The organism is Sphaerisporangium sp. NPDC051017, assembly GCF_040683095.1.
In the GTDB taxonomy this organism is placed as follows: Bacteria; Actinomycetota; Actinomycetes; order Streptosporangiales; family Streptosporangiaceae; genus Sphaerisporangium.
The window spans coordinates 38,716-56,062 of the sequence record NZ_JBFBCI010000021.1 but is presented as its reverse complement, the minus strand read 5'-3'; the positions used below and the strand labels follow the sequence as shown (position 1 = coordinate 56,062).

Annotated in this window: 13 protein-coding genes and 1 riboswitch; of the genes, 6 read left to right on the top strand and 7 right to left on the bottom strand. The window is 71.8% G+C overall.

Annotation, left to right across the window (positions count from 1 at the left end):
• The first annotated feature begins 48 nt into the window (after window positions 1-48).
• Window positions 49-179, top strand: a riboswitch (cobalamin riboswitch).
• A 61-nt stretch (window positions 180-240) separates the two neighbouring features.
• A complete protein-coding gene (cobN, locus tag AB0M95_RS18785; RefSeq protein ID WP_363766006.1) occupies window positions 241-3,891 on the top strand; it encodes a cobaltochelatase subunit CobN in 3,651 nt (1,216 codons plus the stop codon).
• A 90-nt stretch (window positions 3,892-3,981) separates the two neighbouring features.
• Here cobN and AB0M95_RS18780 read toward each other — a convergent pair whose 3' ends face one another.
• The 5 genes from AB0M95_RS18780 to AB0M95_RS18760 all read right to left on the bottom strand — a co-directional run bounded on the left by AB0M95_RS18780 (window position 3,982) and on the right by AB0M95_RS18760 (window position 7,725).
• Window positions 3,982-4,887, bottom strand: a complete 906-nt coding sequence (locus AB0M95_RS18780; protein WP_358512944.1) for a transglutaminase-like domain-containing protein — start codon at window positions 4,885-4,887, stop codon at window positions 3,982-3,984.
• A gap of 156 nt (window positions 4,888-5,043) precedes the next feature.
• Window positions 5,044-6,078, bottom strand: coding sequence for a cation diffusion facilitator family transporter (locus AB0M95_RS18775; protein WP_363765854.1), 1,035 nt, complete (start codon window positions 6,076-6,078; stop codon window positions 5,044-5,046).
• A complete protein-coding gene (locus AB0M95_RS18770; RefSeq protein ID WP_363765851.1) occupies window positions 6,071-6,475 on the bottom strand; it encodes a metalloregulator ArsR/SmtB family transcription factor in 405 nt (134 codons plus the stop codon). Before AB0M95_RS18770 ends, AB0M95_RS18775 begins: the two co-directional genes overlap by 8 nt.
• Before the next feature lie 137 nt (window positions 6,476-6,612).
• Window positions 6,613-7,197 carry a carbonic anhydrase gene (locus tag AB0M95_RS18765; protein WP_363765848.1) on the bottom strand — a complete coding sequence of 195 codons (585 nt, stop codon included), beginning with the start codon at window positions 7,195-7,197 and terminating at the stop codon, window positions 6,613-6,615.
• A gap of 120 nt (window positions 7,198-7,317) precedes the next feature.
• Complete coding sequence (locus tag AB0M95_RS18760) at window positions 7,318-7,725, bottom strand: hypothetical protein (protein ID WP_363765845.1); 408 nt, start codon at window positions 7,723-7,725, stop codon at window positions 7,318-7,320.
• A gap of 237 nt (window positions 7,726-7,962) precedes the next feature.
• Between AB0M95_RS18760 and AB0M95_RS18755 the strand changes: the two genes are divergently transcribed.
• Window positions 7,963-9,183: an esterase-like activity of phytase family protein gene (locus AB0M95_RS18755; RefSeq protein ID WP_363765842.1), complete on the top strand. Its 1,221-nt coding sequence runs from the start codon at window positions 7,963-7,965 to the stop codon at window positions 9,181-9,183.
• A gap of 188 nt (window positions 9,184-9,371) precedes the next feature.
• Here AB0M95_RS18755 and AB0M95_RS18750 read toward each other — a convergent pair whose 3' ends face one another.
• Together AB0M95_RS18750 and AB0M95_RS18745 are read right to left on the bottom strand one after the other, a co-directional pair.
• A complete protein-coding gene (locus tag AB0M95_RS18750; RefSeq protein WP_363765839.1) occupies window positions 9,372-11,678 on the bottom strand; it encodes a sialidase family protein in 2,307 nt (768 codons plus the stop codon).
• A 166-nt stretch (window positions 11,679-11,844) separates the two neighbouring features.
• A complete protein-coding gene (locus tag AB0M95_RS18745; RefSeq protein ID WP_363765836.1) occupies window positions 11,845-12,123 on the bottom strand; it encodes a cellulose binding domain-containing protein in 279 nt (92 codons plus the stop codon).
• On the opposite strand from AB0M95_RS18745, the gene AB0M95_RS18740 reads away from it, so the two are divergent.
• From AB0M95_RS18740 to AB0M95_RS18725, 4 genes are all read left to right on the top strand, one after another.
• Window positions 12,107-12,733 carry a uridine kinase gene (locus AB0M95_RS18740; protein WP_363765833.1) on the top strand — a complete coding sequence of 209 codons (627 nt, stop codon included), beginning with the start codon at window positions 12,107-12,109 and terminating at the stop codon, window positions 12,731-12,733. The two genes, AB0M95_RS18745 and AB0M95_RS18740, sit on opposite strands and share 17 nt — an antisense overlap.
• Window positions 12,734-12,871: 138 nt before the next feature.
• A complete protein-coding gene (gene asnB, locus AB0M95_RS18735) occupies window positions 12,872-14,725 on the top strand; it encodes an asparagine synthase (glutamine-hydrolyzing) (protein ID WP_363765830.1) in 1,854 nt (617 codons plus the stop codon).
• A gap of 113 nt (window positions 14,726-14,838) precedes the next feature.
• Window positions 14,839-16,386: an ABC transporter substrate-binding protein gene (locus tag AB0M95_RS18730; protein WP_363765827.1), complete on the top strand. Its 1,548-nt coding sequence runs from the start codon at window positions 14,839-14,841 to the stop codon at window positions 16,384-16,386.
• Window positions 16,387-16,514: 128 nt separating this feature from the next.
• Window positions 16,515-17,327, top strand: coding sequence for a TetR family transcriptional regulator (locus AB0M95_RS18725; protein WP_363765824.1), 813 nt, complete (start codon window positions 16,515-16,517; stop codon window positions 17,325-17,327).
• Window positions 17,328-17,347: the final 20 nt, after the last annotated feature.

Here is a 17,347-nt window from a genome sequence, read left to right as displayed (position 1 = left end):
GCGGGGTCGCATTCCGGCGGGGGGCGTGGTCTCATAGAGGCGACGGCAATACGGAGGAAGCCGGTGTGATTCCGGCGCGGTCCCGCCACTGTCACCGGGGAGTCAACCCCACCGCAGGCCACGGCCCGGCAACGGGCGGGAAGGCCGGGGTGAGCGTCGATCCGGGAGCCAGGAGACTCCAGGCCGTGTGGACCTACTACCCGGGGCGCGGATCCCGAGTGAGGACGTGCCGTGCGCGATCTGCCAGTTCTCCCTGTTCTGCTGCTGTCGACCTCCGACACCGACCTGCTCAGCGCACGCGCGAGCGGCCTGCCGTACCGTCTGGGCAACCCCGCGAGGCTCGCCGCCGCCGACGTTCCCGCCCTGCTGGAGGACGCCGGGCTGGTCGTCGTCCGTCTGCTCGGCGGGCGGCGGGTCTGGGAGGAAGGGCTGGACGCCGTACTGGCGGGCCCGCTGCCGGTGGTCGTGCTGGGTGGTGAGCAGGCTCCGGACGCCGAGTTGATGGAGCTGTCCACCGTCCCGGGCGGGGTGTGCGCCGAGGCGCACGCGTACCTCGCCCACGGGGGGTCGGCGAACCTGGCCGAGCTGCACCGCTTCCTGTCCGACACGGTCCTGCTGACCGGCCACGGCTTCGCGCCGCCCGCGCAGACCCCGAACTGGGGCATCCTGGACCGTCCGGACGCCCGGCCCGTGGAGGCCGGGGTGGCCGTGCGGCCCGTCGTCGGGGTGTTGTACTACCGCGCGCACCACGTGGCGGGGAACACCCGGTTCGTCCAGGTGCTGTGCGACGCCATCGAGGACGCGGGCGGCCGGGCGTTGCCGGTGTACTGCGCGTCGCTGCGCACGGCCGAACCCGCGCTCCTGGACGTGCTCGGCCAGGTGGACGCGCTGGTCGTCACGGTGCTGGCCGCGGGCGGCACCCGTCCCGCCACGGCGTCGGCGGGCGGCGACGACGAGGCGTGGGACGTGGGCGCGTTGGCACGGCTGGACGTGCCGATCCTGCAGGGCCTGTGCCTCACGGGGGACCGCGAGACGTGGGAGGGCAGCGACGACGGGCTGTCTCCTCTGGACGCGGCCTCGCAGGTGGCGATCCCGGAGTTCGACGGGCGCATCATCACGGTCCCGTTCTCGTTCAAGGAGGTCGACGCCGACGGGCTCCCGGTGTACGTGGCGGACCCCGAGCGCGCGGCGCGGGTCGCGGGCATCGCGGTCCGGCACGCGGCGCTGCGGCACGTGCCGCCCGCCGACCGGCGGATCGCCGTGATGCTGTCGGCGTATCCCACCAAGCACGCCCGCATCGGCAACGCCGTGGGCCTCGACACGCCCGCGAGCGTGGTGCGCCTGCTGGCGGCAATGCGCGACCGGGGGTACGACATCGGTGATACAGGTGCAGATGGGGAGATTCCGGGCGTAGCTGCGCAGGACGGCGACGCGCTGATCCACGCGCTCATCGCCGCCGGTGGCCAGGACCAGGACTGGCTGACCGAGGAGCAGCTGGAGGGCAACCCGGTCCGCATCTCCGCCGCCCGCTACCGCGAGTGGTACGCCACCCTGCCCGGGGACCTGCGGGAAGGCATGGAGCGCCACTGGGGCCCGCCGCCGGGCGAGTTGTTCGTCGACCGCTCCCGCGACCCGGACGGCGAGATCGTGCTGGCCGCGCTGCGCGCCGGGAACCTCGTGGTCATGGTGCAGCCGCCGCGCGGGTTCGGCGAGAACCCGATCGCGATCTACCACGACCCCGACCTGCCGCCGAGCCACCACTACCTGGCCGCGTACCGCTGGCTGGCGGACGGCTTCGGCGCGCACGCGGTCGTCCACGTCGGCAAGCACGGCAACCTGGAGTGGCTGCCGGGCAAGTCGGCGGGGATGTCGGCGTCCTGCGGCACGGACGCGGCGCTCGGCGACCTGCCGCTCGTCTACCCGTTCCTGGTCAACGACCCGGGCGAGGGAACGCAGGCCAAGCGGCGCGCGCACGCCACCCTGGTCGACCACCTCGTGCCTCCGATGGCCCGCGCGGACAGCTACGGCGACATGGCGCGGCTGGAGCAGCTCCTGGACGAGCACGCCTCGATCGCGGCGATGGATCCGGCGAAGCTGCCCGCGATCCGCGCCCAGATCTGGACGCTGATCCAGGCCGCGCGGCTGGACCACGACCTCGGGGTGGCCGACCGTCCGCACGACGCGGAGTTCGACGACTTCCTGCTGCACGTCGACGGCTGGCTGTGCGAGGTGAAGGACGTGCAGATCCGCGACGGGCTGCACGTCCTCGGCGAGGCGCCGCAGGGCCGCGTCCGGGTGGATCTCGTGCTGGCCATGCTGCGCGCCCGGCAGATGTGGGCGGGCAACGTCGCGCTTCCCGGCCTGCGGGAGGCGCTCGGCCTGTCCGAGGACGGCACCGCCGGCCGCGCGGGCGTGGACGAGGCCGAGGCGCTGGCGGAGGCCCTGGTCGAGGGCATGGAGGAGCGCGCCTGGGATCCGGGCGCGGCGGCCGAGGTGTGCGCGGCCGTCCTGGACGGCTCGGCCGGGGACGCGGGCCAGGTGGTGCGGGTTCTGGAGTTCGCGGCGACGGAGGTCGTGCCCCGGCTGGCGCGGACGTCCGACGAGATCGACGCCGTGCTGCACGCCCTGGACGGGGGGTACGTGCCGGCGGGGCCCAGCGGGTCGCCGCTGCGCGGGCTGATCAACGTGCTGCCGACCGGGCGGAACTTCTACTCGGTGGACCCGAAGGCGGTGCCGAGCCGGCTCGCCTGGGAGACGGGGCAGGCCATGGCCGACTCGCTGCTCGCCCGCTACCGCGCCGACACCGGTGAGTGGCCCCGTTCGGTCGGCCTGTCGATCTGGGGCACCAGCGCCATGCGCACGGCGGGCGACGACGTGGCCGAGGTGCTGGCGCTGCTCGGCGTCCGCCCGGTGTGGGACGAGGCGTCGCGGCGGGTGACCGGACTGGAACCGATGAGCCCGGCCGAGCTGGGCCGCCCCCGGGTGGACGTCACCGTCCGCATCAGCGGGTTCTTCCGCGACGCGTTCCCGCATGTCGTGGTGATGCTGGACGACGCCGTCCGCCTGGTCGCGTCCCTGGACGAGCCGGAGGACGAGAACTACGTCCGCGCGCACGTCCTCGCCGACACGCGGGATCACGGGGACGAGCGGCGGGCCACCACCCGCGTCTTCGGCTCGCGCCCGGGCGCGTACGGCGCGGGGCTGCTGCCGCTGATCGACAGCCGCAACTGGCGCGACGACGCCGACCTGGCCGAGGTGTACGCCCTGTGGGGCGGGTTCGCGTACGGCAGGGACATGGACGGCGTGCCGGCGCGCGGGGACATGGAGGCGGCCTACCGGCGCATCGCGGTGGCGGCCAAGAACGTCGACACGCGCGAGCACGACATCGCCGACTCCGACGACTACTTCCAGTACCACGGCGGCATGATCGCCACCGTCCGCGCGCTGACCGGCCGCGCGCCGGCCGCGTACGTCGGCGACAGCACCCGCCCGGACGCCGTGCGCACCCGCACCCTCTCGGAGGAGACCTCCCGGGTGTTCCGCGCCCGCGTGGTCAACCCGCGCTGGGTGGCGGCGATGCGGCGGCACGGGTACAAGGGGGCGTTCGAGCTCGCGGCCACGGTCGACTACCTGTTCGGGTACGACGCGACGACGGGCGTGGTCGCCGACTGGATGTACGACAAGCTCGCGGCGACGTACGTGCTGGACCCGGAGAACCGGCGTTTCCTCGCCGAGTCCAACCCGTGGGCCCTGCACGGCATCGCCGAACGGCTGCTGGAGGCGGCGTCGCGGGGCATGTGGGAGCACCCCGATCCGGACGTCCTGCGCGACCTCCAGGAGGTCTACCTCAAGGTGGAGGGCGACATCGAGGCCGGCCCCGACTCTGCCTGAGACGACCCGCCGAGCGTCCTGCGGCCCTGGCCTACTGCGGCGATCATCCCTGGAACGCGCGCCTGCGCGGGTGAGGCGGCGCCTCCCGGTTCACACGCCGATGTCGACGGTCCGGATGCCCGAGTAGGTGGTGTAGGAGGTGATCGTCCGTGGCGTGCGCAGGCCCGGGTTGCCGAGGAACAGGTGCCGCAGGCGCGAGAACGGCCCGCCACGGCTCTCGGCCTCGGCCACGTCGTCGAGTAGCCGGGCGTCGGTCTCGTCGAGGTGGACCCGCTCGGACAGGTTCCAGCCGTCCCAGGGCAGGACCTCGACCTTGTTCAGCGCCGCCAGGTCGCGCACGACGTTGCCCTGGACGAAGTCGAGACCGCTCACGTCGATGAGCGACACGCCGAACGTCGCGGGGTCGGCTCCCTCCTGGCGGCAGGCCCGCCAGGCGTCGCCCGCGACCAGGAAGCGGTCGCGCGGCACGTCCATCGGGTCGAAGGAGATCTTGAACTCCTCCATGATCCGCGGCGTGGGGAGCTGGGCGTCGATCAGCGTCCAGCCCTTGTCGCGATCCCAGTATTCGGTGACCCAGTGGTCCTCGTTGCGCCCGGGGATGAAATACGTCGCGAATCCGCAGCGGATGCGCGCGGGCGTGCCGGTGCTGCGCAGCAGGGAGCACAGGACGAGCGCGAAGTCGCGGCACGTTCCGGCGAACCGTTTTCCGGGCGCGCGGGCGACCGTGAGCGGCCGGTCGTCCATTTCGGTGACGATCCGCAGGATCGCGGAGACGTAGCGCGTCTCGGCCTCGTTCTTGCGGTGTTCCGGCAGCGTGAAGCCGAAAAGCGGGCATTCTTCCCGGTTCACGAGAAGGTCGCGGACCAGCCGCGCCAGTTCGGCGGGCGCGGTGGGGATTCCGTCCAGCCTGGTCAGGTCGCCGGGGTCGCTGAAAACGCTGTGCGTGAGATAAAAGGCGGGTTCATCCGCTTCTAACGGGTGGCGTGCGTCGGTCATGGTCCGCCTTTCCTCGCCGGGGTACGCCGCACTGGACCCGCATAAGCTTGACGGAAATTAATAGTAAATGTCCACTATTTTCATCGTGGAAGGAGAAATCCGCCAACATGGCGGGTCGGTTCCACCCGCCATTTCCGCTGACGGTCACGCAGTACGTCAGGTGCCGTCCGCCGGCGTGGTGAAGCCGCCGTGGTGCGTGGGCCCGTGGGGGTCGGCGCAGTGCGCGCGGTCGCGGCCGATGGTGAGCAGTTCGGGCGTCGCGTGGTCCACCTGGAGCGTCGTGTGGCCGATGCCGTACTGGTCGTGGACCAGCCGCTCGGCGGCCACCCGCACGCCGTGGCAGTCGGCCCCCGGCTCGACCAGGATGTGCGCCGACAGCGCGGCGTAGCCGGAGGTGACCTCCCAGATGTGCAGGTCGTGGACCTCCACGACGTGCTCCAGCGCCGCCGCCTTCCTGCCGATCTCGGCCGGGTTCATCCCCGCCGGAGCGGCCTCCATGAAGACCCGTCCCGACTCGCGCACCAGCCCCCAGCCCGCCTTCAGCATCAGCGCGGCGACCACCAGGGCGGCGACGGCGTCGGCCCGCGCCCAGCCGGTCGTCCAGATCACCAGGCCCGCGACGGTGGTGGCGATGAACGCGTACAGGTCGTTGAGGATGTGCTGGAAGGCGCCCTCGACGTTGAGGCTGGAGCGGTTCGCCCGGCTCAGCAGCAGCGTCGCGGCCACGTTCACGGCGATGCCGGCCAGGCCCGTGAAGACGACGTACGCGCCCTCGACGCGCGGCGGCGCGACGAGCCTGACGATGCCCTCGTACACGAAATAGGCGCTCAGTAGCAGCAGCGTGATGCCGTTGATCTGCGCGGACACGATCTCGGCGCGTTTGAGCCCGTAGGTGAAGCCGCCCTGCGGGGGACGCTGGGCGATGCGCATCGCGACCAGCGCGAACACGATGGAGATCGCGTCGGTCAGCATGTGGCCGGCGTCGGTGATCAGCGCCAGCGAGCCCGAGACGAAGCCGATGACCACCTCGACGACCATGAAGGCGACGATGAGCGCGAGCGCGCCGCTCAGGTAACGCCGGTCGGTGTCGGCGCCGAACCCGTGACCGTGCCCATGCCCGTGCCCGCCGTGCCCGTGCCCCTGGGCCGCCGCGGGTTCCGTGGTGCGCCGGCGGGCGGCCCTGTCAGCCATCGCCGGGCTCCCCCTCCGTGTGCCGCGCATGGGTGATCGCCAGGTCGAACAGCATGCGCACGTGGGAGTCGGCGAGCTGGTAGTACGCCATGCGTCCCGACCTGCGCACCTTGACCACGCGGCGCATGCGCAGCAGCCGCAGCGCGTGCGAGGCGCCGGACATGCTCTGGCCGGTGGCCGCGGCGAGGTCGCACACGCACATCTCGCCGCCCTCCAGAAGGGCGGCCATCATGCGCAGCCGGCCGGGGTCGGCGAGCAGACCGAACACCTGGGCCAGGTCCTGCACCGTCTCCTCGGAGGGGAGGGCCTGGCGGACGGACGAGACGCGTTCGGCGTCGACGACGGGCGTCGTGCAGGCGTCGGGGTCCACCACTACGACGGTTGAACGATCTTTCATATATTGAAGTGTAGGAACCGGCGCGCCGCTTGTCGAGACCGGAAAGCCGCGCCGCTGGAGGAAACCGGACGGAACGGCCGTGCCGCACCGCCTCCCACGGCACGGCACGGCCTGTCCTGGCGGGGTGCCCCGACCCCCTACAAGGGCGTGAACACCCCCGTGTCACGGCGGTAGTTGGACACGACGCCGGTGTCCACCTCGTAGAACCAGCCGTGCAGGCGCAGACGCCCGCTCGCGACGCGCCGCGCCACCCGCGGGTAGCGGTGGAGCTTGTCGAGCTGCGCGATGAGGTGGGCCCGGCCGGGCTCCTCGCTCGCGTCGAGGCGCGCCTCGCGCCAGCGGTGCGTCTGCAGCAGCCACCAGCGGGTGGTGGGCGCCGAGCGCAGCGTCCACGAGCGGACCCTGCCCTGGACGGCGCCGCAGCGGGTGTGACCGCAGACGATCAGGTCCTGCACGCCGAGGATGTTGACGGCGTACTCGATGGTGGCGGCCTCGGCCGTGAGGCGGCCGAGCCGGTAGGGCGGGATGATGTTCCCCGCCGTGCGCAGCTCGAACAGCTCGCCGGGCCGCGCCCCGGTGATCAGGGACGGGATTACCTGCGCGTCGGAGCAGGTGATGAACATCGCCTGCGGCGAGATGCCTTCTTCGAGGGTCGCCGCCTGTTCTCGCCCTCCGCTGACCTTCTGGTGGAACGTGCGGGCATGGTCGATCAACGACTGCATGGAAGGACTCCTTCGTGCTGATGATCGGGCCCCCGTTGATCGAGACGGGGGATGGATGACCGATCGGACCGCCTTCGGGCGTGTCCGATCCCCGCGTCACGGCGCGGGAGATCCCTCTGATCAGCAGCGGAAGACGGGCAGCCGCGGCCCTGTCGGCCGCGCCCACCGCAGGGCGGAGGCGCCCGCTCCGGACATCCCCGCCAGACGCGCCGTCTCCTCGGCGGGCCTCGATCTCTGCGGTGGGGGTCCGCCGTTGCGTGACGGCGGCGGGGGAGGCTTGAAGCAACCGGCCGAGCAGGGCTGTTCCCAGGGCTTCGGGCACCCGTCGTGGTTGTCCTCGGGAATGGGCGCGGGGGCCGGTACGGGGGCCGCCTCAGGTTGCCCCGCGGCGAACGCGGACGCGACGGCCTGGGGCGTCGGGAAGGGGGGGTGGCCGAGGGGGACGATGCCGAGGACGAGCAGCAGGGCGGTGGCCACGGCCGGGAAGGCGCGGAGGACCGCCGTCATCGCCGTTCGTGTCTCCGTCAACGCATCGCTCCACTACTTATAGCATGCAGTTGATTACGAATAGTAGTCGAAGGGTCGTGTCACGTACATTGGCTGTTTGGCAAAGGTGCTGGTCGCGCTATGGTTTTGGGAGATCGGCGGTAGAGAAATCCCGCATGTCCGATCTTTCCGTCAATGTGGCTTTCCGATCTCGACGCGGCACCACGGGGCCATCCTGTGTTGTGCTCGCCGTCACCAGGCGTCTCTAGCGTGTCGGCCATGAGAAAAACCATGATCGGGCTGGGCGCCGTCGCGATGGCGCTGAGCATGTCCGCTCCTGCCTTCGCCGACCACGGGAACGACGGCCGCGGTCACGGCGGCGACACGTTCGGCCGCGCGACGCTGACCGGCTTCGCCTCCCTCCCCGCCGAGACCTACGTGCCCGGAAGCGAGCCCTCGGGTTCCAAGATCGGCACCGCCCCGATCAACGGCATCACCCTGCCCCTTCCCGGCCAGCCCGTCCAGGGCTTCAGCGGCGTGCTGCGCCGCAAGGACGGCACCTTCGACGTGCTGTCCGACAACGGCTACGGCAACAAGGCCAACAGCGGTGACTTCCTGCTGCGCATCCACCAACTCGCGCCGGAATTCCGCACCGGCAAGGTCCGCGTGGTCGGCGGCGTCAACCTGACCGACCCCAACGGCCGCGTCCCCTTCGCGCTCACCCGCGCGGACCGCAAGCTCACCGGCTCCGACTTCGACGTCGAGTCGATCGTCGGCGCCGACGACGGCACGTACTGGATCGGCGACGAGTTCGGCCCGTTCCTGCTGCACTTCTCGTCCAAGGGCGTGCTGCTGGAGGCCCCGATCTCGCTGCCCGGCGTCAAGGCCCCGGAGAACCCGTACCTGAACGGCGGCCAGCCGAACCTGGGCGGCAGCAAGGGCTTCGAGGGCATGGCGCGCTCCGCCGACGGCCGCACCCTGTACCCGATGCTGGAGGGCACCGTCGCCGGCGACCCCGCGGGCACGCTGCGCATCAACGAGTTCGACGTCCGCAAGCGCGCCTACACCGGCAAGCGCTGGATGTACCAGCTCGAGGACCCGGCGAACGCCATCGGCGACTTCATCACGGTCGACCGCAACCGCTTCCTGGTCATCGAGCGGGACAACGGGCAGGGCGACGCCGCCAAGTTCAAGAAGGTCTTCATGGTCGACTTCCGCGACCGCGACAAGGACGGCAAGGTCGACAAGACGCAGGTCGCCGACCTGCTCGACCTCGCCAACCCGCGCGGCCTCGGCGGCTTCGGCCCGACCTTCCGCTTCCCGTTCCAGACGATCGAGGACATCGTGATCCTCGACGACCGCACCCTCGGCCTGCTGAACGACAACAACTTCCCGTTCTCCGCCGGCCGCACTCCGGGCAAGCCGGACAACAACGAGTTCATCACCATCCGGCTGACCCGCGACCTCGACGCCGACCTCTCCGGTCGCGAAGACCACTGAGGCCGCTCAGGCCACTGAGGTACTGAGGTCACGGAGGCCACCTGAGGTCACGACTCCCGTCCACGCGGGTCGCGACCGGCAGACCACCCGGCCGGGCCGGACGCACCCACAAGGTGCCGGCCCGCCGGGTCCCCGGCCCAGGCCCCAGGCGGTGAGTCCCGGCCCGGGCGGGGCAGGGGTTCCCCGGCTCAGGCCCCAGGCGGCGTCGCGGTCACGCGCGTCCACTCGACGCGGGCCTGCGCCGCGTTGCCGCCCGCCGTTCCCGTCACCCAGTGCGTCACCTGCGGCCTCTCCCGGCTGTCCTGGATCACCCAGGTTGCCCCGGTGTCGGCGCCGTCGCGGTAGAGCCGGGCCACGCCCGAGGACCCCACCGTGACCCGCCAGGTGGACGGCGCGGCGGCCGTGTTCGAGGCGTGGACCCTCTCCCACACGTCCGAACCCTTGCGCATCGTCCACACCCCGTTCTTCTGGACCGTCAGCATGAGCCGCCGGTAGCCGTTGGACACCTTGGTGCCCAGGCTGACGCCCTCCCCGCCCGCGGGGTTCAGCGCGCTGTCGTCGTCCACCCGCCCGCGGAACTCCAGCGTGAAGTCACAGCCGTCGGCGACGTCCAGGCCGATCGACGCGCTGGACGCCCTGCGCCCGGTGCTGCGCAGGCGCAGCATGCCGTCCGCGACCTCGGCGGAGCCCCCGGCCCCGTCCAGCGTCCAGTCGCCGAAGGCGTCCCAGGCGCTGCTCGCGACGTTGTCCACGACCTCCACCGCGTCCACCAGCGCCTCCGACGGCGCGGCCGCCGTGCCCGAGCACCACACCGACACGCGGGGCGTCTCCCGCGAGTCGGCGACGACCCACCGCGCCCCCATCTCGGCGCCGTCGCGGTACAGGACGGCGTCGCCGCGCGCGCCGACCGCGACCTGCCACGTGTGGGACGCGGAGGTGTCGATCTGGACGGTGTGCACGCGGCTCCAGCCAGAGGTCCCCTGGACGAACGAGTACACCCCGTCGGCCTGGAGCGCGAGCATCAGCCTCTTGGAACCCGTGGCGACCTTCAGCGCGAGCCCCGCGCCCGCGCCCGTGGCGGGGTTCAGCCGGGAATGGGAGACCACGCGCCCCCGGATCGACGCGACGAATCCGCTCGCCGGGCCGTACATCTGGGTGACGCCCGAGAAGCCGGTCGTGGTCCCGGCCTCGGCGTTGGCCAGGTGGAGGTGGCCGGAGCCGTCGAGGGCCGCCGTGCCGCCGCCGGGCGTGGCCGTCCACGCCGACAGGTCGCCGAAGCCGCCGCCGACGCCGGTGAACGACGTGGTGATGTCGAGCGGCGCGACCATGATGGCGGTCTGGTTGTGCTCCCAGACGACGAAGAAGCGGCCCGGCGCGTACTCGTCGGCGCTGGCGTACACGTCCCAGCCGCGGGCGGCGCCGGTGGTGAGGCGGGCGCCGTCGGCGAAGAGCCGGCCGGGGCCCCAGGGCGCGCGCGGGCGCTTGATCTTGTAGCAGAGGACCTCGCGGTACTGGTCCGGCTTGCTCGCGCCCGACCCCGTGAACGGGCCGGCGAGGGTGTTGTAGATCGTGAGGTACCGGCCGCCGGTGTCCCGGGTGAGGAACCCCTTGACGTAGTAGTTCGGGATGTCCGGGTCCAGCGCCATCGGGGACCAGGTCAGGCCGCCGTCCCGGCTTGTGCACGTGGCCGCCTGCACCGCGTGGGTGCGGTAGTACGCGTCCCGCTGCGCGGGCGAGGTGCCGCCCCGCTTGTCGAGCGTGCGCGCCATCATGATCAGCGTGCCGGGCTCGTCGTGCGAGGCGATGACCTGCGGCTCCTCGATGCCGACGTCGGGAGGGTTCGCCGCCAGCCCGCCCGGCGTCCAGGTCACCAGGTCCGTCGAGCGCAGCACGCCCGCGCGGGTCTGGCCGCCCGCCTCGCGCCAGAACGGCAGCAGCCACACCCCTTCGTGCCTCAGCGGCTTGCCCGCGACCACGACGCCCCGCTTGTTGCCCGGCACCTGGACCGTGATGGGGAAGTCCGCCCACGTCCGGCCCGCGTCCGTGCTGCGCTTGGCGACCATCTGCACGGGAAAGCCGTCGACCTCGCCCTGCGCGTCGCGGTCGTCGGCGATGGTGATCCGGCCGAGCAGCGCGTACAGCGTCCCGGCGTCGTTCAGGAAGATCACGAAGTGGTAGCGGTGGGTGGACGTCGCCGCGGCCAGCGTGCCGGACGTCCAGGTGGCGCCGCCGTCCGTGGAGCGCGCGAAAAGGATGGAGCCCTGGTCGGTGGGGGAGGGGTCGCGGCTGTCCCGGACGCCCGCGCGCCAGCCGACGACCAGCGTGCGCGCGTCGAGCGCCACGATGTCGGGGACGCGGTTCCCCTCGTGCGCCAGCTCGCCGCCGGTGGTCGTGTCGACCGATCTGTACACGGTGACGGGCCTGCCGACCGCCGTTCCCACGACGTCGGCGTCGGGCCAGGACCGGGAGGGGCGCGCGGCGGGGGCGGGGTTCATGGACAGTAGCCAACACGACTCCCGGTACGGGCGCGCGCGGTCCGGCCGGGCATTAACCGGTTGTTCACCCGCGCCCCGGCGACGGCGCCGCCCGCGCGGGCGGCGCCGTCTCAGTGCCGTCTCAGTGCCGTTTCTGTGCCGTTTCAGTGCCGTTTTGAGGGAGCCGTCAGGGGCTCGTGCAGGTGAGGGTGGGCGTTCCCGGGGTGCCGGAGGCCACGTACCCGAAGGTTGTGGTGCCGCCTCCCGGGATGGTCCGGTTGTAGTCGGCGTTCTTGACGGTGATGTTGCTGCCGCTCACCGTATGGACGCCGTTCCACAGGGTGTTGATCGTGGTGCCGGACTGCAGCGTCCAGGCGGTCGTCCAGCCGTTGAGGGCCGCGGTGCCGTTGTTGGAACGGCGCGGGCCGATGATCGGCCAGGATGGGGAGGTGCACGTACGCCCCATCTCGCCCGGCGCGCTGGTCGAGGAGCTCGCCGACCGCATCGCCGCGACGCCCGCCCCGGCCCGCGTGCGGGTGGCCCTGGACGGCGCGCCGCCGGCCCGTCCGGGGGACCTCGGGAACGCGCTGATCGGCCCGCTGCGCCTGCGCGGCCGCGAGGTCATGCGCGTCTCCGCGTCCGACTTCCTGCGCCCGGCCTCGCTGCGCTTCGAGTACGGCCGCACCGACCCCGACGCCTTCTACGACGACTGGCTCGATGTCGGCGCGCTCGCCCGCGAGGTGCTCGACCCGCTGGAGCCGGGCGGCTCGGGCAAGGTCATCCCGACCCTGTGGGACAGCGCGATCGACCGCGCCACCCGTGCTCCGTACGTCACCGTCCCGCCCGGAACCGTTCTGATCATGGACGGCGCGCTCATGCTCGGGCGCTGGCTGGCGTTCGACCTCACCGTCCACCTGTGGCTCTCGCCGGGCGCGCTGGCCAGGCGCACGCCCGAGGAGCAGCGCTGGACCCTGCCCGCCTACGCCCGGTACGAGGACGAGGCCGCGCCGCGGGACCTCGCCGACGTGGTCGTCCGCGTGGACGACCCCCGGCACCCGGCGATCATCGAGCGCTGACCGCGACCCCGCCCGCCCCTACCGAGCCGGGGGCCGCACAGGGGGTGCCCTTGGCGTGCCGGCGGGCATACCCGATACCTCCGTGGCTGTTTGACCTGGTAAGACGCTTTTCTTCCGACGGGACGTGGGGTCGTCGAGATGTGCGGAATCTGCGGATGGGTGGACTACGGCAGAGATCTCCAGGAGTCGAGGGACACGCTTCACGACATGACCGAGCAGATGGCATGCCGGGGGCCGGACGACGAAGGAATGTGGATCTCCCTGCACGGTGCCGTGGGGCACCGGCGCCTGGCGATCATCGACCTCAAGGGTGGCCGCCAGCCGATGGTCGCCGAGGAGGACGAGGAGGTCGAGGCCGTCCTGACCTACAGCGGCGAGGTCTACAACTTCCTCGAACTACGCTCCGAGCTGGCCGCGAAGGGCCATCGATTCCGCACCCGCAGCGACACCGAGGTCGTCCTGCGCGCCTACATGGAATGGGGCATCGGCTTCGCCACCCGCCTCAACGGCATGTACGCCCTCGGCATCTGGGACACCCGCACCGAGGAACTCCTGCTCGTCCGGGACCGCCTCGGCATCAAGCCCCTGTACTACTACCCGACCCCGTGCGGCGTGCTGTTCGGCTCCGAGCCCAAGGCCATCCTGGCGAACCCCCTGTGCCATCCGGTCGTCGACGCCGAGGGCATGCGCGAGCTGATCTCGTTCGTCAAGACCCCGGAATGCGCGATCTACCAGGGTATGTACGAGGTGCGCCCCGGCTCCGTCGTCGTCGTGAACCGCCACGGCATCGCCAAGGAGCGGTACTGGCAGCTCGAATCGCACGAGCACACCGACGACGTGCATGCGACCGTCCGCACCGTCAGGGGACTGCTCGACGACATCGTCGAACGTCAGCTGATCTCCGACGTGCCGCTGTGCACGCTGCTGTCCGGCGGGCTCGACTCAAGCGCGGTCACCGCGCTCGCCGCCAAGGCCCTGCACGAGCACGGAGAGGGCAAGCTGCGCTCGTTCTCGGTCGACTTCGTCGGCTACACCGAGCACTTCAGCCCCGACGAGATGCGCGACACACCCGACACGCCGTTCGTCCACGACCTCGTCGGCCACCTCAGGAGCCTCGGCGTCGAGCACACCGACATCGTCCTGGACTCCGTCGACCTCATGGACCCGGCCGTGCGCTCCGGCGTCCTGCGGGCCCGCGACATGCCCACCGGCATCGGCGACATGGACACCTCGCTCTACCTGCTGTTCAAGGCCATCCGCGGCCACTCGACCGTCGCGCTGTCCGGAGAGTCGGCCGACGAGGTGTTCGGCGGGTACAAGTGGTTCCACGACCCCGAGGCCGTCAACTCCGGCACCTTCCCGTGGCTGGCCTTGCACGGCACGCAGTTCACCGCCCTGGAAAAGGTCCTCAACGAGGACCTCGCCGACAAGCTGGACATCCCCGGCTACCGCGCGGCGCGCTACCGCCAGGCGCTGGACGAGGTGCCGCGCCTGCCCGGGGAGACCGGGCTGGAGGCGCGCATGCGGGAGATCAGCTACCTGCACCTCACCCGGTTCGTGCAGATCCTGCTGGACCGCAAGGATCGCATGAGCATGGCCACCGGCCTGGAGGTCCGCGTCCCGTTCTGCGACCACCGGCTCGTCGAGTACGTGTTCAACGCGCCGTGGTCGCTGAAGACCTTCGACGGGCGGGAGAAGAGCCTGCTGCGCGCGGCGACCGGCGACCTGCTGCCGCGGTCGGTGCTGGAACGGCGCAAGAGCCCGTACCCCTCGACACAGGACCCCGGGTACGAGAAGGCCCTGCGCGAGCGGGCCGCCCGGGTCCTGTCCGGGCACGTCGCCGCGGAGCCGCTGGTGGACGTCGCCAAGGTGCGCGCCCTGCTGGACCTGCCGCAGGACGCGGTGAGCCGCCACGACGTGCGCGCCGCGCTGGAGGGGTTCCTGCAGTTCAATGGCTGGCTCGAACGCTACCGGGTGCGGGTCAGCCTGTAGGGCCGGGGACCTGGAGGGCGCGGCGTCGGCCTGGCGCTCCGGGTCCGGCGTTCGCGGGCAGGGGGACGGCGTCTCCACTAGGGTGATCTTTTCCGCCTTCGTGGAGGTCGAGAATGCCCGCTACGCGACGCGCCACCGTGGCCGCCACCGCGTCCCTGCTCGCCCTGGCCGCCTTCGCCCCCGGGGCGTCCGCCGCCGAGGGCGACGAGATCACGGTCGCCGCCTGCCCGCCGGGCACCATGGAACCGGCCGAGCTGGACGAGGCGTGCGGCGGCGAGGCGCTCGGCGCGATGTTCACCGGCCTCGTCGAGTACCTTCCCGGCAGGGCCGCCACCCGGTACGCCGTCGCGTCCTCGATCACCACCAAGGACAACAAGGTCTTCACCGTACGGCTGAAGAAGGGCTGGCGTTTCCACGACGGCACCGAGGTGAAGGCCCGCAACTTCGTCAAGGCCTGGAGCCACGGCGCCCGCGAGAGCGCGAACGGCTCCTACTACTTCCAGCACATCGCCGGCTTCCAGAAGCCCGCGCGTTCGGGGGTGCTCTCCGGCCTGAAGGTGATCGACGACCACGCGTTCACGATCACGCTGAACGAGCCGTTCGGGGGGTTCGTCCCCATGCTCGGACGGCTGGCGTTCGCGCCGCTGCCCGACTCCTTCTTCACCAGCCCCTCCGCCTACCGCAATTCCCCGATCGGCAACGGGCCGTACCGCTTCGTCTCCCGCACCGGCGAGGACGTCACCGTCGAGCGGTACGACGACTACGGCGGCCCCGCCCTGCCCGCCGCCGGCCGGATCGTCTACCGCACCTACGCCGACTGGGACGCCGCGTACAAGGCGCTGCTGGACGGCCAGGTCGACTTCGCGCCGAACATCCCGCGCGCCACCGGGCTCGGCGGGCGCGTCGTGAACACGCCCTCCGGCGGCATCCATGTGCTCAACTTCCCCATGAGGCAGCCCAAGATCTCCGGGAACGCCGACTTCCGCCGGGCCATCTCCACGGCGATCCCGCGCGAGACCATCGGCAAGGAGTTCGGCGCGAGCCGCGTACCCGCCGACTCCTTCGTACCGCCGCCCGCCCTCGGCGCCCGGCGCGGGACGTGCGGCGAGGCCTGCGCGTACGACCAGGCCGGCGCGCGCGCCGCCCTGGCCAGGGCCCGCGCCGCGGGGTTCGTCCCGCCCAAGACCTTCACCATCTACTACAACGGGGACGCGCAGCACTCCCGGTGGGCCAAGCTCGCCGCCACCGCCGCCACCAAGGCGCTGGGCGGGCAGGTGAAAGTGGTGGCCGCGAGCGTGCCGACCTTCGCGGACCTGCTGACCCGGGCCGAGCAGGGCACGCTCCAGGGCGCCTACCGCTGGGCGTGGCTCCTGGACAGCCCTCACGTGTCCGACGTCCTGGCGACCTACCGCACCGCGGACTCCAGCAACCACACCGGCTACAGCGACAAGGGATTCGACGCCCTGCTGGCCGCCGCCGACCGCACCCCGTCGCCGTCCAGGGCCGGCGCGCTCTACCGCCGCGCCGAGAAGATCCTCGTCCGCGACCTGCCGGCCGTCCCGCTCTTCTTCTACCGCAACGTGGCCGGGTACTCGGACCGGCTCTCCAACGTCCACTCGACCCTGTTCGGCTCCCTGGACGTCACCTCCGTCCGGCTCTGACGCTCACAGCTCCTCTAGCAAGCGACCGGCGGTCTCTTATTGCTGGACGTCCGTGTGAGCTGCGGCGAAGCGGGCCGGTGTCCGTCCGGGACCGGCTGAACAGACCACTGGTTTGCTAACGTGGCAGGGTGATCCACGCCGACTTCCAGCGCGCACGCCGTCCCGAGCAGGTCGAGATCCGCAAGGGGGCCATCCTGGCGATGGCGCGGGAGATGCTCGGCCAGCGGCCACTGGCGGAGCTGAGCCTGAACGAACTCGCGAGCCGGGTCGGGCTGGCCAAGTCGAACGTGCTCCGCTACTTCGAGAGCCGCGAGGCGATCTTCCTGGAGATCCTCGACGAGCTGTGGCAGGAATGGCTCGACGCCCTGGACGCCGCCCTCGCCGCCGGAACCGAGTCCGTCAAAACCGAATCCGCGGGTACGGAGTCAGCGGGGTCGGAAACCGCGGGAACCGAAGCAGGGGGAAGCGAGGCCGCCGTGACGGGGGGCACCGCGGCTCAGGCGACGGCCGGCGCGGGGCCGTACGCGCGGGAGGAGGCCGTGGCGCGTGCCGTGGCCGATACGCTCGTCGCGCGTCCGATGCTGTGCGAACTGCTCAGCGCCATGGCGGGCGTGCTGGAGCGGAAGATATCGGTCGACTTCGCCCGCCGGTTCAAGGAACGGGCGATGGGGAACATCCGCCGCCTGGGCGAACTGGTCGGCCGCCACCTGCCCGCCCTGGAGGGCGCCGTCGCCGAGCACTTCGCGGGAGCGGTGATCATCGTGTTGTCCGGGCTGTGGCCCTACGCGCACCCCACGGAGGCCGTCGCGCGCGTCGCCGCTGAGCTGGGGCTTCCGCCGGCCGAGGAGGCCTTCCCGACCAACCTCCGTGACGGTCTGACCACCTACGTCACCGGCCTCACCGTCCGGGCCGCCGAGCGCGGGGACACGCGCGCCTGCTGACCAGGCCGCCGGTCGGACCG

Excerpts from the sequence above, each read along its gene's own strand:
- AB0M95_RS18750 (WP_363765839.1), bottom strand. The coding sequence starts at position 11,678 with ATGAACCCCGCCCCCGCCGCGCGCCCCTCCCGGTCCTGGCCCGACGCC.
- AB0M95_RS18775 (WP_363765854.1), bottom strand. The coding sequence starts at position 6,078 with ATGGCTGACAGGGCCGCCCGCCGGCGCACCACGGAACCCGCGGCGGCC.
- asnB (WP_363765830.1), top strand. The coding sequence starts at position 12,872 with ATGTGCGGAATCTGCGGATGGGTGGACTACGGCAGAGATCTCCAGGAG.
- AB0M95_RS18755 (WP_363765842.1), top strand. The coding sequence starts at position 7,963 with ATGAGAAAAACCATGATCGGGCTGGGCGCCGTCGCGATGGCGCTGAGC.
- AB0M95_RS18730 (WP_363765827.1), top strand. The coding sequence starts at position 14,839 with ATGCCCGCTACGCGACGCGCCACCGTGGCCGCCACCGCGTCCCTGCTC.
- AB0M95_RS18780 (WP_358512944.1), bottom strand. The coding sequence starts at position 4,887 with ATGACCGACGCACGCCACCCGTTAGAAGCGGATGAACCCGCCTTTTAT.
- AB0M95_RS18770 (WP_363765851.1), bottom strand. The coding sequence starts at position 6,475 with ATGAAAGATCGTTCAACCGTCGTAGTGGTGGACCCCGACGCCTGCACG.
- AB0M95_RS18745 (WP_363765836.1), bottom strand. The coding sequence starts at position 12,123 with ATGGGGCGTACGTGCACCTCCCCATCCTGGCCGATCATCGGCCCGCGC.
- AB0M95_RS18765 (WP_363765848.1), bottom strand. The coding sequence starts at position 7,197 with ATGCAGTCGTTGATCGACCATGCCCGCACGTTCCACCAGAAGGTCAGC.